This window comes from uncultured Hymenobacter sp. (genome assembly GCF_964243305.1).
Classification (GTDB): Bacteria; Bacteroidota; Bacteroidia; order Cytophagales; family Hymenobacteraceae; genus Hymenobacter.
The window spans coordinates 1-14,346 of record NZ_CAXTEF010000024.1; the positions used below are offsets into that span (position 1 = coordinate 1).

A 14,346-nucleotide genomic window follows, 5' to 3' on the forward strand; every position below is an offset into this window, starting at 1 on the left:
TTCTCTGCGCCCGCCTCTGGACGCTGTATCTCAATTGAGAACACCCCCTAGGGCTCTAGCGACAAAAATTCTTGATGTTATCGTAGGCAACGGCGTTTCCAAGCTCTCCTGACTTACGCCATGCCACACACGCAGAGTCTCGTCTTCCAACAGCATAGTAGCAATTGGCAAGTGAGTTCAATGTAGTTGCTTCCTTGCCATCTAGTTCAACCGCCTTCTTGTAATCAACTAAAGCGCTGGAAAAGCCCTTCCGCTGATAGAAAACTTCCGCCCTATCCCAATAGGTCCAATCAGCCCGGTTGTTGAGGCGAATGGAGTGATTGTAATCGTTCAGTGCTCCCACTGTGTCACCGAATGCAAGTTTCAATCTTCCGCGCATTCTATAGGCGGCATCTTGAGTGCGACATATCGGATTTTGAACTACAGCTGTGTAGTCCTTAATTGCCCCTGTGTCGTTTTTTAACTCGCTTTTTGCATATGCACGCAACGCCAAAAAATCTTCTTTCGCTATGGCCCTACCCTCCTTCATTTTCATTGTGAATGGTATGACTTCAGCATTTGATTTAAGTAATGAATCTGAAACTTGAAGAGCTAAGGTATACTGCCCTTTGTCTGTCATTAAAATGACTCTCTCCCACTGCTTTTGCAGATTCATCCGATTATCTGGAGCGGTAAGCGCGTAAACAAGGGTAACAAGCGCAAGTGGCAATACTGAAGCTGCAATCCAAAAGTCAGCTTTACTGCGGTTTGATACAAGAAAGTCTGTGAGAGCAGTAAATCTGTGAGCACGTTGCTTTGTAGCCCTCAACTGAGTGTTTTCAGCCGATAGTCTTTTTATTTCAATATCAATCTCTATTAGTTTTTTCGCCTGTTGGACTGATTTATGCTGCTCTTTATCCAACTGCTTTCTCAATCCAGCGGCGATATCTGCACCGTTGTGGCCAGCAAAGCTTTGTTCAAACTGCCTGCGGTTCGTCGCATCAGTTAGCACTTCATACGCCCTCTGTACATCTTTGAATCGCTCGGTAAAAAACTCGCTACCCTGATTCTTATCAGGGTGATAATGCTTTGCATATTCTCGATATGCCTTGCGCACTTGTTCAACTGAGGCACCAAAAGGAAGCCCTAGAACTTGGTAGTAACGAGGTGGTCCGATTAGGCTGGACAGTTTAGGGCAGTAGTTTGAAGAAGTTGGTGATGAGTGTGATAGGGCGTCTGATAGCCAATGCTGGAGTGCAGGCGCTCGTGATTGTAGTAGTCAAAATAATCGGCGACGCTGGCCTGCGCGTCGGCCAGGTCGGCAAAAACGGGCCACTCGCGGAGTTCGAGTACCTCGGTTTTGAGGCGGGACCAGAGGCTTTCGGCCTGGGCGTTGTCGTAGCACTCGCCGCGGCGGCTCTGCGAACGCACGGCCCCGTTTTGGTGTAACAGGGCGCGGTAGGCGGTGGCGCAGTACTGCCCGCCGCGGTCGGAGTGCACGACGAGTTCGGGCGCGGGCGGTTGGGCCCAAAAGCCCCGCTGCAAGGCCGTGGTGACCAACCCCTCGGGCATGGTGGCCATCACGTGCCAGCCCACGACGTGCTTGCTGGCCACGTCCTGGAAGGCGCACAAATAGGCCCAGCAGCCATTGGCAAGCGGTAAATACGTGATGTCTGACACCCAGACACGGTTGACTTGGGTCGGCCTGGGCTGGTCCCGCAGCCGGTTGGGCGCGCAGCGCAGCCCGTGGGTCGAGTCGGTCGTGCGCGGGGTGTAGGCCTTGGGTTGCAAGGCGCGCAGGCCCCGGCGGCGCATGGCCGTGCGCAGGCGCTGGCGGCCCACCCGGTGGCCTTTTTCCCGCAAGGCCACCCGCAGCCGGCGGGTGCCGTAGCGGCGTTGGTGGACGCCAAAGACCTGGACCAGCGCCGTTTCCCAGGCGGGCGTCTTCGGGTTCCCCACCGCCCGCTGCGGGTCGGTTTGCCAGGCGTAAAAGCCGCTGGCCGGCACGCCCAGCACCTGGCAAAGCCGTCGCACGGGGTAGTGGCCGCGCTCGGCGGCGATGAAGCGGTAGCGGCTCATGGCGTCTCGGTCTGTGAGAAGATGGCAATGGCTTTTTTTAAAATGTCCAGTTCCTGCGCCTGCCGCCGGGCCAGGGCCCGCAACTGGCGCAGCTCGGCGGCCGTGGCCGGGTCTAGGGCAGGCCCCAACGCCGCCGCCACCGGCGTTTGGGCGGCTTTTTGCCACTGGTAGATGCGTTTCGGGTCGATGTTCAAGGCGCGGGCAGCAGCTTGGGCCGAGCAGCTTTGCTCGGCCAGCCGCAGGGCTTCGGCGCGGAAGGCCGCGTCGTACTTGTGGCGTTTGTCGGGTTTTGGCGTGTCTTTCATGACGAAGGAAAGATACCACCCTGTTCTGTCCAGCTTTACTAGACCACCTCATAATTAATCACAAACTTATTATTGGACTAACCTCTAAAAGCAAAAGCAGCAACAAGTCAACTCAACCTTGTTATTCATAAAACAATCGTGCTCACCCTATCCGGGCCGACGCTGACGATGCGGATGGGGACTTGCAGCTCCTGTTCGAGGAAGGTGAGGTAGGCGAGCAGGTGGGGGGGTAGGGATTCGGGGTCGGTGAGTTGGGTGAGGTCAGTGTGCCAGCCGGGCAAGGTGATAAGCTCGGGGGTGACGTGGGCGAGGTCGCCGGGGTCGGGGAGCTGGGGGGTGAGGGTGCCGTTGGGCAGGCGGTAGTGGGTGCAGACCTGGATTTCGGCGAAGGCATCGAGCACGTCGGCTTTCATCAGGTGCAATTCCGTGACGCCGTTGAGCATGATGGCGTAGCGCAGGGCGGGCAGGTCAATCCAGCCGCAGCGGCGGGGGCGGCCGGTGGTGGAGCCGAACTCGCGGCCGGCCTGACGAATTTGCTCGCCGGTGTCATCGAGCAGCTCGGTGGGGAACGGGCCGCCGCCGACGCGGGTGCAGTAAGCCTTGGTGATGCCGTACACCTTATCTATATGGCGCGGTGCGATGCCAAGGCCGGTGCAGGCGCCGGCAGCAATGGTGCTGGAACTGGTAACGTAGGGATAGGTGCCAAAATCAATATCCAGCAAAGAGCCTTGGGCACCTTCGGCCAAAACCCGTTTGCCTTGGGCTAGTAAGTCATTAAGCAGGTATTCAGTATCCGTGAGCTGGAGGGTGCGCAGGAACTCGACGGCGCTGAAGAAGTCGGCTTCAAAGGATTCAATTTCCAACTCCTTTTGATGAAAACCGGCTTCGCGGGCATGGCGGGCAACGGCTTCCTTATAACGTTCCTCAAAATCGGGGAGCAGAATGTGGCCAACGCGCAGGCCGGTGCGGCCGATTTTATCCTGGTAGGTAGGGCCGATGCCTTTGAGGGTGCTGCCGATTTTGGTGTTGCCGCGGGCTTCCTCGCTGATGCGGTCGAGGGCGCGGTGGCTGGGCAGGATGAGCTGGGCTTTTTTGGAGATATAGAGGTTTTGGCCCCAGGCCACTCCCCTATCGGTGAGCTTTTGCAGCTCCTGGCGGAACACGACGGGGTCGAGCACGACGCCGTTGCCGACGACATTAATAATATGGGGATGGAAGATGCCGCTCGGCACCTGGTGCAGCACGTGCTTCAGGCCGTCGAAGGTGAGGGTGTGGCCGGCGTTGGGGCCGCCCTGAAATCGGGCTACCACGTCGTAGGTGGGGGCGAGGACATCAACGATTTTGCCTTTGCCTTCATCGCCCCATTGGAGGCCTATTAGTACGTCTACGGGCATGTTCTTACGGGCAACCTCACCCCCCCGGCCCCCTCTCCTTGGGGAGAGGGAGAGCCAGAGCGGCGCGGCTTGCTTTATGATTTGGGAGTTGATTGCTGCGTCGTTCGGGCGTGGGCAGGTTCTTTGCTTTGCTCAGAAGGACGGGGTAGGAAAAGAAAAAGCCGCTTAGGAGGCGGCTGAGGTAAGTTGCTGGCGGGCGGCGGCTTCATCGTCGGCGACGGAGAAGATGCTGTTAAGCTTAGTCAAGGCTAGCATCTTCTTGGGGTGGTCGGCGGGGTTGATGAGGACCATTTCACCACCGCGGCTGCGAAATTTAGTGAGTAGCGAGACGAGGGCGCCGATGCCGGTGCTGTTGATGTAGCGGACCTCCGACAGGTCTACGGCGCAGTTCAGCACGTCGTCACCGAGGTGCTCATTGACGATTTGCAAGAGCTGCTGGGTATCGGGAGAGCCGATGAGGTCGCCGGTGAGGCGCAGGAAAAGAATGTTGTTATCGAGCGTGGAATCGATGGTCATGTTGGTGGTTTGTCGTCATTAGCCTCATTCCCTACCCCCCTCTTCCAGCGCGAAGCAAGGCCCCGGCAAAACAGAGACAGACGTTGACTGAGGCTTACTGGCTGATTTTGGCGGCTTGCTGGGCGCGGCAGTCGCCGCAGATGCCGTAGAGGTTCAAAGAGTGGTGCAAGATATGGAAGTTCAGCAGGTCGCCGACCATCGTTTGGATGCCGTGGATGCGCGGGTCGCAGAACTCGACCACTTTGTGGCACTCGGTGCAGATGACGTGGTCGTGCTGCCGATAGCCGTAGCTTTTCTCGTATTGCGCCAAGTTGCGGCCAAACTGATGCTTGCTGACCAGGCCTTGTTCGACCAATAAATCCAGCGTATTATACACCGTGGCGCGGCTTACTTGCAGGCCGCGTTCCTTCATGCCAGCGTACAGCTCTTCCACGTCGAAGTGGCCGGAGCGGGCATAAATTTCTTCTAGGATGGCGTAGCGCTCAGCCGTTTTGCGCAGGCCCTTATTTTCGAGGTGAGCGGTGAAGAGCTTCTTAACTTCTTCGAGCTTATCGGTATTCAGAACGCCTTGCGAGGCGGCGCTGGGCGTGTGCTGGGCAGCGTAGCCGGTTTCGGACGAGCCGCCGGGGGATTCGGTTAGTGAGGTTTTGAGCGGATTCACGGGCTAAAATAAGTCGATAGTTAGTTAGTGATACAGAGGGCGGACTGGCGCTTATTCCCTACCCCTCTTTCGTCGCGAAGGGCCGCTAGGCTACCTCGAAATAGAGGGGGTAGTGATTGGCGCAGCCAGGATTGAAGGCTGCCCGGCAATGTGGGCAGGTGTTTTGGCAGGCTAGATACTCGGCGATAGTGAGCGTAGTTTGGCAGTTGCCGCAGAGAATAGCCTCGGTGTCAAACGCTGCTTGGGGCCAAACAACCGGTGCGTGGCCGGCCGTTTCGTGGTGGCACTGAATGCAGGCGTAAAAGGTGCCGCAGCACTTGAACCTGATGGCGATGATATCGCGCTCGGAGTGATAATGGGCGCATTGGGTGCGCTCATTCACGCCGACGCCGCGGCAGACAACTTGTTCGGTGCGTTTCATTAGTTCATCATTCTAAGTTCACCATTCTACGAGTCAAACCGCTCGACTTGCAGCACACCCGGCACCCGGCTCAGGCGGTGGATGAGCTTGTCGAGGTGGTCGGTGTCATGGACGAAGACCATGATTTGGCCCTCAAACAGGCCGTCGTTCGAGTCGATGGTGATGGAGCGCATGTTGACTTTCAGCGAGTTGCTGATGATGCGGGTCACGTCGTTCACGAGGCCCACGCGGTCGGAGCCTTTGAGGCGCAGGCCGGCCAGGAAGGCCAGCTCCAGCTGGTCGGTCCACTTGGCGCGGATGATGCGGTTGCCGAAGTTGGACATCAAATCCACGGCGCGGGGGCAGCTCGTGCGGTGGATGATGATGCCGTCATTTTCCGTCTCGAAGCCGAACACGTCGTCGCCGGGAATGGGGTTGCAGCAGGGCGCGATGCGGTAGTCGAGCTTGCCGGTGGTCTCGCCAATGACCAGCATATTGGCGTTCACGCCCCGAATTTTCTGGACTTCGTGGTCGAAGCTCTTGGGCTCCAGCACCGAGGGTAGGCGCGGTACGGGCGTGGCCGGGTCGAACAAGCTCTTGATAATTTCACGCCCGTCGAGCTGGCCCAGCGCCAGGCGATAGTACAAATCCTGCGGATTGGCAGCATTATAATGCGCCAGTAGCCGGGCCAGGTTGTCGGCCGTGTTGGGCACGCCGATTAGCTCCAGGCGTTTGTCCACCAGAAAACGGCCGTCCTCGGCTTTGGCCTTGCGGTCATCGCGCAGAAATTCCCGGATTCTGACGCGAGCTTTGGGCGTGATAACGTAGGTGAGCCACTCCTGGGTGGGACGCTGCTTTTGGGAGGTCAGAACCTCCACCTGGTCGCCGTTTTTAAGCTGATAGCTAAGCGCTTCCAGCTTTTGATTGACTTTGGCGCCGAGCATGTGCAAGCCGATTTCGGAGTGGATTTCAAAGGCAAAATCCAGGGCCGTGGCCTTGTCGGGCAGGATGAGCAGCTTGCCCTTGGGCGTGAAGGCATACACCTCTTTCACGAACAGGTTCTGGCGGAACTCGTCCATGAATTCGAGGGCGCTGGAGTTGTTGGTTTCCAGCATCTCACGCACTTTGTTCACCCAGGTTTCCAAGCTGGATTCAGGCTGGATACTCCCGGTATCCTTATACTTCCAGTGGGCGGCGTAGCCTTTCTCGGCGATGTCGTCCATGCGGCGCGAGCGGATTTGCACCTCCACCCACTGCCCGGTGTGCGACATGACCGTGGTGTGCAGGCTCTCGTAGCCGTTGGCTTTGGGCGTGCTCACCCAGTCGCGCAGGCGGTCCGGGTTGGGTTGGTAGAAGTCCGTGACGATGCTGTACACCTGCCAGCAGGCGGCTTTTTCCTGCTCCGGCGGCACGTCCAGAATCACGCGGATGGCAAACAAGTCGTACACCTCGTCGAAGGTGATGTTTTGCTTACGCATCTTCTTGAGAATGCTGTAAATGCTCTTCGGCCGGCCCTTGATTTCAAAGTCAAAGCCCTGCGTTTGCAGCTCTTCATCAATGGGTTGCACAAATTCCTTGATGAAGCGCGTGCGGGCATTCCGGCTCTGCCGGATGCGCGACTTAATATCGAGATACGTATCGGTGTCAGTGTATTTAAGATATAAGTCTTCTAACTCTGATTTAATGGTATAGAGCCCCAGCCGGTGGGCCAGCGGCGCGTACAGATACAGCGTTTCCGACGCGATTTTGAGCTGCTTATGGCGCGGCATGGAGTCGAGCGTGCGCATGTTGTGCAGGCGGTCGGCGATTTTGATGAGAATGACGCGCACATCCTCGCTGAGCGTGAGCAGCATCTTGCGGAAGTTCTCGGCCTGCTCGCTCGTGCCGTACTCGAAGACGCCCGAAATCTTGGTCAGGCCATCGATGATGCGCATAACCTTGGTGCCGAACTCGCGCTCCACGTCGCTCAGCTCCCAGGCCGTGTCCTCCACCACGTCGTGCAGCAGCGCGGCCACGATGCTCGTGGTGCCGAGGCCAATTTCTTCGACCGCAATCTGCGCCACGGCCAGCGGGTGCATGATGTAGGGCTCACCGGACTTGCGGCGCATGTCTTTGTGGGCTTCGCGGCTGGTAGTAAAGGCCTTTTTAATCAGCTTGGCGTCGCCATCCTTGAGGTAGGGCTTGGCCGTGCGCAGCAGGCGGCGGTAAGCACGCAGGATGGTCTGGCGTTCGGTTTCAGGGTCGAGGACGGTGGGGAGCATGGCGGGCAGGCGGCGGTTCATAGCGAATGTAACAACGCGGCGGCGGTTGCGGGTTGCGTTCCGGTGCTGGTAGTAGCGTGGACTCTGCGAGTCCGTGCGGGAACAAGCCCTTCTCCTAATCCCATGCACTCATTATGGCACACGCGCGGACTCACAGAGTCCACGCTACTTGTGGCTTGCCATTTATACCCAAAAAGCCTACCTTTGCGGGCCCGTAGCGAGTGGCTGCGGAGCTTGCCCGCGGATATGGCGAAATTGGTAGACGTGCCAGACTTAGGATCTGGTGCCGCAAGGCGTGTGGGTTCGAGTCCCTCTATCCGCACTTTTTACAAGTTGAAACGGCCCTTAGCCAATGGCTAGGGGCCTCTTTTTTAACCTTTTGGTGCCCGTTGCGGGCGCCGCTTCCTACATGAACATTACCCTCGACCAGAATCCGGAGCAGCTCACTGCCCTGCTCACCGTGCACCTCACCGAAAGCGACTACGCGCCCGAAGTGGACAAGCAAATCAAGGAGTACACCAAGCGGGCGCAGATTAAGGGCTTCCGGCCGGGCAAGGTGCCGCCCGCTTTGGTGCGCAAGATGTACGGCAAGGGAATCCTGGGTGAGGAGATTAACAAGATGCTGGGCAAGGCCGTGGACGGCTACGTGAAGGAGCAGAAGCTGCGCCTGCTGGGCGAGCCGCTGCCGGTACCAAGCAACGTGGACTTTGAGACCGATAAGGATTTTGACTTTGCCTTCGAGTTGGGCTTGCTGCCCGACTTTGAGCTGCCCGCCGAAGGCAGCGTCGAGATTGAGCGCCACCAAGTAGAACTGGACGAGGCGACGCTGGCCGAAACAAACGAGCAGATTGGCCGGCAGTTTGGCGAGAGCACCAACCCGGAAAGCTCGGAGCACGGCGACTACCTCTATGGCAAGCTCAAGAAGCACGATGAGGAAGGCGAGGGCAAAACGGTGCTCCTACCGACCCACAAGGTGACGAACGAGCCGGAGAAATTCCTGAGCGTGAAGGCCGGCGACGCCGTGGTATTTGACCTGGCGCACGCCTTTGCCGGCGATGCTTCGGCCATTGCCAACTTCTCGGGCCTGAGCAAGGATGAGGCCGCGCAGGCCAGCGGCGACTATGTGCTGCACGTGGAGAAAATCAACCGCACGGCTGCCCCGGAATTCAATCAGGACTTGTTCGACAAAGTATTCGGGCCGGAAACGGTGTCCAGCCGCGAGGAATTCGACGCCAAAGTACGCGAGGTGGTGAGCGAGAACTACTTGCGTGAGGCCGAGGGCCTAGCAACCCGGCAGCTCATTGACAAGCTCGTGGAGCAGACGCCGATTGAGCTGCCCAAAGACTTCTTCAAGAAATTCCTGCTGCGCGCCAACGAAGGCAAGCTCACCGCCGAGCAAATCGAGGAGCACTACGACGACTACGCCCGCGAGCTGAAGTGGAGTATGATTCGCAACAAAGTAGTCGAGGAGCAGGGCTTGAAAGTGGGAAATGAAGAGATTGAAGACCGCGCCCTGGACCAGCTCATGAGCCAGTTTGGCGGCATGGCCGCTGGCGCCGGCGACATGCGCGAGGCCATGCGCTCCTACGTGACCAAACAGCTGCGCGAGAACAACGGCAAGCAGTACGTGGACACGTATGAGGCCATTCTGGCAGAGAAAGTGGTCGAAAACCTGCGCGGCAAAGTTGTTGTTAAAGACGTGCCGGTGACGGCCGAGGAGTTTCGGCAGCAGGCGGCCAGCAAAAGCTAGCGGCCGGTTGTTGTAGATTTCGAAAAAGCCCTTGCCAACTGCGGTAAAGGGCTTTTTTGTTGAGGTTTTGAAGAATGGGGTAGAGACACAATATTTTGTGTCTCCTTGCAGTGCGAGGGGCGCAGTCATCTTTACCCGTTTGATTACTCTACCCCTCGCACTGCGAGGAGGCACAAAATATTGTGTCTCCACATCGTCCAAACATCCAGATTCGCTGTTCGTCTTTATTTCCCTACCCCCGTGTCCGCGCTCAAGCGGGCGCTTCATTCAAATTTTCATGCTGAATAAACAAGAATTCCGCAAGTTTGCCGTCAAAGGCCAGGGCCTGAGTGGCTTGGGCGTTGACCAATACATCCAGCACGTCGAGGGCCAGGTGCGCGGCGGCATGATGATGCCCACGGGCATGACCCGCTCCGTGATTGAGGAGCGTCCCACGCGCTTCGCCGAAATCGACGTGTTCTCGCGCCTGATTATGGACCGCATCGTGTTTCTGGGCACAGCCGTGGACGACTACATCGCCAACATCCTGACCGCGCAGATGCTGTTTTTGGAGTCAGCCGACGCCAAGAAAGACATCCTGCTCTACATCAACTCGCCCGGCGGGTCAGTGTACGCGGGCATGGGCATCTACGACACGATGCAGTATGTAAACCCGGACGTAGCTACCATCTGCACTGGCCTTGCCGCCTCGATGGGCGCCGTGCTGCTGGCGGGCGGCGCCAAGGACAAGCGCTCCGCGCTGCCGCACGCCCGCGTCATGATTCACCAGCCTTCGGGCGGTGCGCAAGGTCAGTCATCGGACATTGAAATCACGGCCCGCGAGATTCTCAAGCTCAAGAAGGAGCTATATGACATTTTGGCGAAGCACACCGGCAAAACTTACCAGGAAATCCACGACAACTCGGACCGTGACTACTGGATGCGCGCCGACGAGGCCAAGGAGTACGGCCTGATTGATGAGGTGCTGGAAAAGAAGGCTGCCTAAGTTATAGTCACGCTGATTTCTTGACGACTTGTTTCATAAGTAAAAAGCTCCTGCTAGAATTAGCAGGAGCTTTTTGCTTATGAATCGGCGGTTTTATTGCGGCTGAACCAGCGTTTTAAAGTCCACTTCGCCCGCTGCATCCGGGTAGGCATTCGCACGGAGAACACCTCAATATTTCTGTCGTCAAATGTTAGCTGCACATCATGAGTTTGTAATCCAGAATCCATCGGAGTCAGTGCCAACTCGGTTGTGCGATACCCCACCATACTGAATACAATAGCGGAAGCAGCCTCAACCGAGTAGGGGATGCTCAACTCGTAGTGGCCGTTCTGACTAGAGGAGACACCCAACGTAGTTCCTCTCAGTAGCACCGTGACGCCAGCTAGCGGCGTAGACTTTCCTTCCTTAGTAACATCGTACACAGTGCCTCGCAGAATCACAGCTTGGCCGGAGTCCTTGGCGACGGCTGTTTGGGCCGGAGCTGGCAGGGCTGATAAGGTGAGTGCCAGCGTAGTGGCAGCGGCCAGCCGGGCGCAGGCGCCTTGGGCGGGAGTGGGCGGGTCCTGGCCCCAGTAGGTGAGTTGAGCCGGCGCGTACATGCCGCACAGCGTGTTGCCGTGGGCCTGCTGCTGCCGCTCAATTTCCGGCCACGACAGCGCCGAAAAGTCGTGAATCTCTTTGGCGCACTGCCCGCAGAGTCGGCCCTTTTCAGTGGGCGACATGGCCAGCCAGTTCTGGCCGCAGGGCTGGGGTTTTGGCATGGAAGGCATGGCGGACAAAAAGTTAGCATTGAATATGGCTAAAAGTACGATTCTGAATCGGTATTTTGTGGGTCGCATTTAGCTTATGACAGCTCTACGGCTTATGAGTTGCGGCACCAGTTTTTTGGCGCCGGACGTTGGGCACGTTGTACCTTTGAAGCCCGTTTGCCTGAAATTCCCTACCCCCTTCTGTCCTGTTTCTGATGGCCGAGATTACCTGTTCCTTTTGCAATAAAGCCAAGCGCGATGTCGCCGTGATGATTTCGGGCATCAATGCCCACATCTGCGAGAAGTGCGTGGCGCAGGCCCAGCACATTCTGGCCGAAGAAACCAAGCTGCAAAAGGATGCCCGCCAGCCCAAGTTCAACCTCGTCAAGCCGCGCGAGATGAAGGCCCACTTAGACCAGTATGTGGTGGGGCAGGACGAGGCCAAGCGCGTGATGGCCGTGGCCGTGTACAACCACTATAAGCGCCTGATGCAGAAGCCGCGCGACGGCGACGAGGTCGTGATTGAGAAGTCCAACATCATCATGGTGGGCGAAACCGGCACCGGCAAAACCTTTTTGGCCCGCATGATGGCCAAGATTCTGCAAGTGCCCTTCTGCATTGCCGATGCCACGGTGCTCACCGAGGCCGGCTACGTGGGCGAGGACGTGGAAAGCATCCTCACCCGCCTGCTGCAAGCGGCTGACTACAACCTTGAGGCCGCCGAGCGCGGCATCGTGTACATTGATGAAATCGACAAGATTGCCCGCAAGAGCGACAACCCCAGCATCACGCGCGACGTGAGCGGCGAGGGTGTGCAGCAGGCGCTGCTCAAGCTGCTCGAAGGCACCCACATCAACGTGCCACCGCAGGGCGGGCGCAAGCACCCCGACCAGAAAATGATTTCGGTGAATACCGAAAACATTCTGTTTATGTGCGGCGGTGCCTTCTCGGGCATCGACCGCATTATCAAGAGCCGCCTGAATACCAAGCCGCTGGGCTTCGCCAAAACCAACCTCGAAGACCAGGTAAACACCGAAAACTTCCTGCAATATGTCACGGCGCAGGACATGAAATCCTTCGGCCTGATACCGGAACTGATTGGCCGCCTACCCGTGCTCACTTACCTCAACCCGCTTGATAAAGCCACGCTGCGCCTGATTCTGACCCAGCCCAAGAACTCTTTGGTGCGCCAGTACCAGCGCCTGTTCGCGATGGAAAACATCGACCTGGAATTCTCCGAAGAGGCCCTGGAATACATCGTGGAGCGCGCCGACGAGTACCGCCTCGGCGCCCGCGGCCTGCGCTCCATTTGCGAGAGCATCATGACCGACGCCATGTTCGAGATGCCCTCGGAAGTCGGCACTGATGAGCTGCTGATTACGGAGAGCTACGCGCGCAGCAAATTTGAGCGCTCCCCGCTGCGCCACATGCGCGCGGCGTAAAGCTCGCTTTCCTACCCCCTGCTGAATGAAAAGGCCCGCTGCTTGACTGCAACGGGCCTTTTCATTCAGCAGGGGGTAGGAAATGACGTTATCCCAGATAACCAATCATCAATTCCGCCGTCTTGCGGGCGGCTTTGTGCGAGCCTAGTTTCTCGCGCAGCTCGGCGTAGCCGGCTTTTTGGGCGGAGCGGTAGGCGTCGTCGGTGAGCAGCTTTTTCAGCTCATCCATAATGTTGCGGGCCGTGAAGTCGTTCTGAATGAACTCGGTCACGACCTTGCGGCCGGCAATCAGATTGACCAGCGAAATGAAGGGCACTTTGATGACCATCTTGCCGATGGTGTAGCTCAGGGCGCTGGTGCGGTAGCACACAACCTGCGGCACGTCGAACAAAGCTGTTTCGAGCGTGGCCGTGCCACTGGTGACCATCGCCACCTCGGCGCGGCTCAGGATGTCGTAAGTCTGCTCAAACACGTAGCGGATGCCGTTGCGCTCGAAGTGCTTATAGTAATTCGGGTCGAGGTTGCTGACGCCGGCCACCACGAACTGATACTCCTGGAACGCGGGCAGCACGGCCAGCATGATATGCAGCATCTCCTCGATTTCCTGCTTGCGCGAGCCCGGCAGCACGGCGATGATGGGCCGGTTGGGGTCGAGGTTATTGCGCTGGAAAAAGTCGGGTGAAGGCTCAAACTCCGCCACTGCGTCGGCCGTAGGGTTACCCGCGTAATCAACCGGGTAGTCGAATTTCTGATAGAACTCCGGCTCGAAGGGCAGGATGGTGAACATGCGGTCGACGCTGGCTTTCACTTGCGCCACGCGGCCCTGGTTCCAGGCCCAGATTTTGGGCGAGATGTAGTAGAAGACCTTGATGCCTTGTGCCTTGGCAAACTTAGCCATGCGCATGTTGAAGCCCGCGTAATCAACCAGAATCAGCACGTCGGGCTTGAACTGGAGCAAATCAGCCTGGCATTCCTTCAAATAGCCGCGAAACTTGAGTACGCTCGTGGCCGCCTCCCAGAAGCCCATGATGGCCAAATCCTGATAGTGGCGCACCAGCTCGCCGCCCTGGGCCTGCATCTGGTCGCCGCCCCAGTAGCGGAAGTTAGCGGCTGTATCCTGCTCGCGCAGCTCGCGCATAAGGTGGGCGGCGTGAAAGTCGCCCGAGCGCTCGCCGGCAATGAGGTAGTATTTCATTTAAGCAGTGAACAGTTATCAGTGAACAGTGAGCAGTTACTCGTTAATAGTCAACCCGCTTTCTTGGCATACGCCATCGAAAACTGCTCACTGTTCACTGATAACTGTTCACTGACCTTAGCCGCCGTAGTATTCTACGAAGTTGCGCGGCGTTTCGTAGAGCTTGACGCAGTGCAGCTGGGCCGGCGTGATGGCGGGCAGCTCGCGGCGCAAAATTTCCCAAAAAGCCGTGGCCAGGTTTTCGGTGCTGGCCATTTTGCCCCGCATAAAGGGCACGTCGAGGTTGAGGTTTTTGTGGTCAACCTGCTCCGTGACGTGCGTTTGAATGAGGTCAGAGAGCGCCTTGAGGTCGACGACGAAGCCGGTTTCGGGGTCGGGCTCGCCCTTCACGGTCACAATTAGCTCGTAGTTGTGGCCGTGCCAGTTGGCGTTGGCGCAGGGTCCGAAGGTGTCACGGTTGCGCTCGTCGGTCCAGGCCGGGTTGTGCAGCTTGTGGGCGGCGTTGAAGTGTTCCTGGCGTGAGACGAAGACCATTGCGTTTGTGATGGAAGCTAAATAAAAACTGTCATCCTGAGCTTGCGAAGGACCTTATCATCAAGGAGCGGTTTGCAGTAACTAATACTCACTGCT

At 57.7% G+C, this 14,346-nt stretch carries 14 protein-coding genes and 1 tRNA gene; 4 read left to right on the plus strand and 11 right to left on the minus strand.

Annotation, left to right across the window (positions count from 1 at the left end; translation table 11 throughout):
• Positions 1-55 precede the first annotated feature (55 nt).
• The 8 genes from ACFE70_RS13605 to ACFE70_RS13640 all read right to left on the minus strand — a co-directional run bounded on the left by ACFE70_RS13605 (position 56) and on the right by ACFE70_RS13640 (position 7,595).
• Positions 56-1,168, minus strand: a complete 1,113-nt coding sequence (locus ACFE70_RS13605) for a DnaJ domain-containing protein (protein ID WP_375418350.1) — start codon at positions 1,166-1,168, stop codon at positions 56-58.
• Positions 1,156-2,058, minus strand: a complete 903-nt coding sequence (locus tag ACFE70_RS13610; RefSeq protein WP_375418303.1) for an IS3 family transposase — start codon at positions 2,056-2,058, stop codon at positions 1,156-1,158. Before ACFE70_RS13610 ends, ACFE70_RS13605 begins: the two co-directional genes overlap by 13 nt.
• Positions 2,055-2,363 carry a transposase gene (locus tag ACFE70_RS13615; protein ID WP_375418304.1) on the minus strand — a complete coding sequence of 103 codons (309 nt, stop codon included), beginning with the start codon at positions 2,361-2,363 and terminating at the stop codon, positions 2,055-2,057. Before ACFE70_RS13615 ends, ACFE70_RS13610 begins: the two co-directional genes overlap by 4 nt.
• 125 nt (positions 2,364-2,488) lie before the next feature.
• Positions 2,489-3,757 carry an adenylosuccinate synthase gene (locus ACFE70_RS13620; RefSeq protein WP_375418305.1) on the minus strand — a complete coding sequence of 423 codons (1,269 nt, stop codon included), beginning with the start codon at positions 3,755-3,757 and terminating at the stop codon, positions 2,489-2,491.
• Positions 3,758-3,922: 165 nt separating this feature from the next.
• Complete coding sequence (locus tag ACFE70_RS13625) at positions 3,923-4,273, minus strand: STAS domain-containing protein (protein ID WP_375418306.1); 351 nt, start codon at positions 4,271-4,273, stop codon at positions 3,923-3,925.
• 94 nt (positions 4,274-4,367) lie between these two features.
• Positions 4,368-4,835, minus strand: coding sequence for a Fur family transcriptional regulator (locus tag ACFE70_RS13630; protein WP_375418351.1), 468 nt, complete (start codon positions 4,833-4,835; stop codon positions 4,368-4,370).
• A gap of 184 nt (positions 4,836-5,019) precedes the next feature.
• Entirely contained in the window at positions 5,020-5,355 is a 336-nt protein-coding gene (locus tag ACFE70_RS13635) for a CHY zinc finger protein (protein WP_375418307.1), read from the minus strand.
• Positions 5,356-5,381: 26 nt separating this feature from the next.
• Positions 5,382-7,595 carry a RelA/SpoT family protein gene (locus ACFE70_RS13640; RefSeq protein WP_375418308.1) on the minus strand — a complete coding sequence of 738 codons (2,214 nt, stop codon included), beginning with the start codon at positions 7,593-7,595 and terminating at the stop codon, positions 5,382-5,384.
• Between the two features lie 240 nt (positions 7,596-7,835).
• On the opposite strand from ACFE70_RS13640, the gene ACFE70_RS13645 reads away from it, so the two are divergent.
• From ACFE70_RS13645 to ACFE70_RS13655, 3 genes are all read left to right on the plus strand, one after another.
• Positions 7,836-7,917, plus strand: a tRNA-Leu gene (locus ACFE70_RS13645).
• An 87-nt stretch (positions 7,918-8,004) separates the two neighbouring features.
• Positions 8,005-9,345, plus strand: coding sequence for a trigger factor (tig, locus tag ACFE70_RS13650; protein ID WP_375418309.1), 1,341 nt, complete (start codon positions 8,005-8,007; stop codon positions 9,343-9,345).
• 277 nt (positions 9,346-9,622) lie between these two features.
• Entirely contained in the window at positions 9,623-10,330 is a 708-nt protein-coding gene (locus tag ACFE70_RS13655; RefSeq protein ID WP_375418310.1) for a ClpP family protease, read from the plus strand.
• 77 nt (positions 10,331-10,407) lie between these two features.
• Here the strand turns inward: ACFE70_RS13655 and ACFE70_RS13660 are convergent, their stop codons facing one another.
• Positions 10,408-11,091 (minus strand): carboxypeptidase-like regulatory domain-containing protein, encoded by a 684-nt coding sequence (locus ACFE70_RS13660; protein WP_375418311.1) that lies wholly within the window; start codon positions 11,089-11,091, stop codon positions 10,408-10,410.
• A 203-nt stretch (positions 11,092-11,294) separates the two neighbouring features.
• Here ACFE70_RS13660 and clpX point away from each other — a divergent pair, with 203 nt between their 5' ends.
• Positions 11,295-12,521 (plus strand): ATP-dependent Clp protease ATP-binding subunit ClpX, encoded by a 1,227-nt coding sequence (clpX, locus tag ACFE70_RS13665; protein ID WP_375418312.1) that lies wholly within the window; start codon positions 11,295-11,297, stop codon positions 12,519-12,521.
• A gap of 88 nt (positions 12,522-12,609) precedes the next feature.
• On the opposite strand, the gene lpxB is transcribed toward clpX, so the two are convergent.
• Together lpxB and ACFE70_RS13675 are read right to left on the minus strand one after the other, a co-directional pair.
• On the minus strand, positions 12,610-13,716 hold the full coding sequence (lpxB, locus tag ACFE70_RS13670) for a lipid-A-disaccharide synthase (RefSeq protein WP_375418313.1): 1,107 nt from the start codon (positions 13,714-13,716) through the stop codon (positions 12,610-12,612).
• Positions 13,717-13,833: 117 nt separating this feature from the next.
• A complete protein-coding gene (locus ACFE70_RS13675) occupies positions 13,834-14,250 on the minus strand; it encodes a 6-pyruvoyl tetrahydropterin synthase family protein (protein ID WP_375418314.1) in 417 nt (138 codons plus the stop codon).
• Between the last annotated feature and the right edge of the window lie 96 nt (positions 14,251-14,346).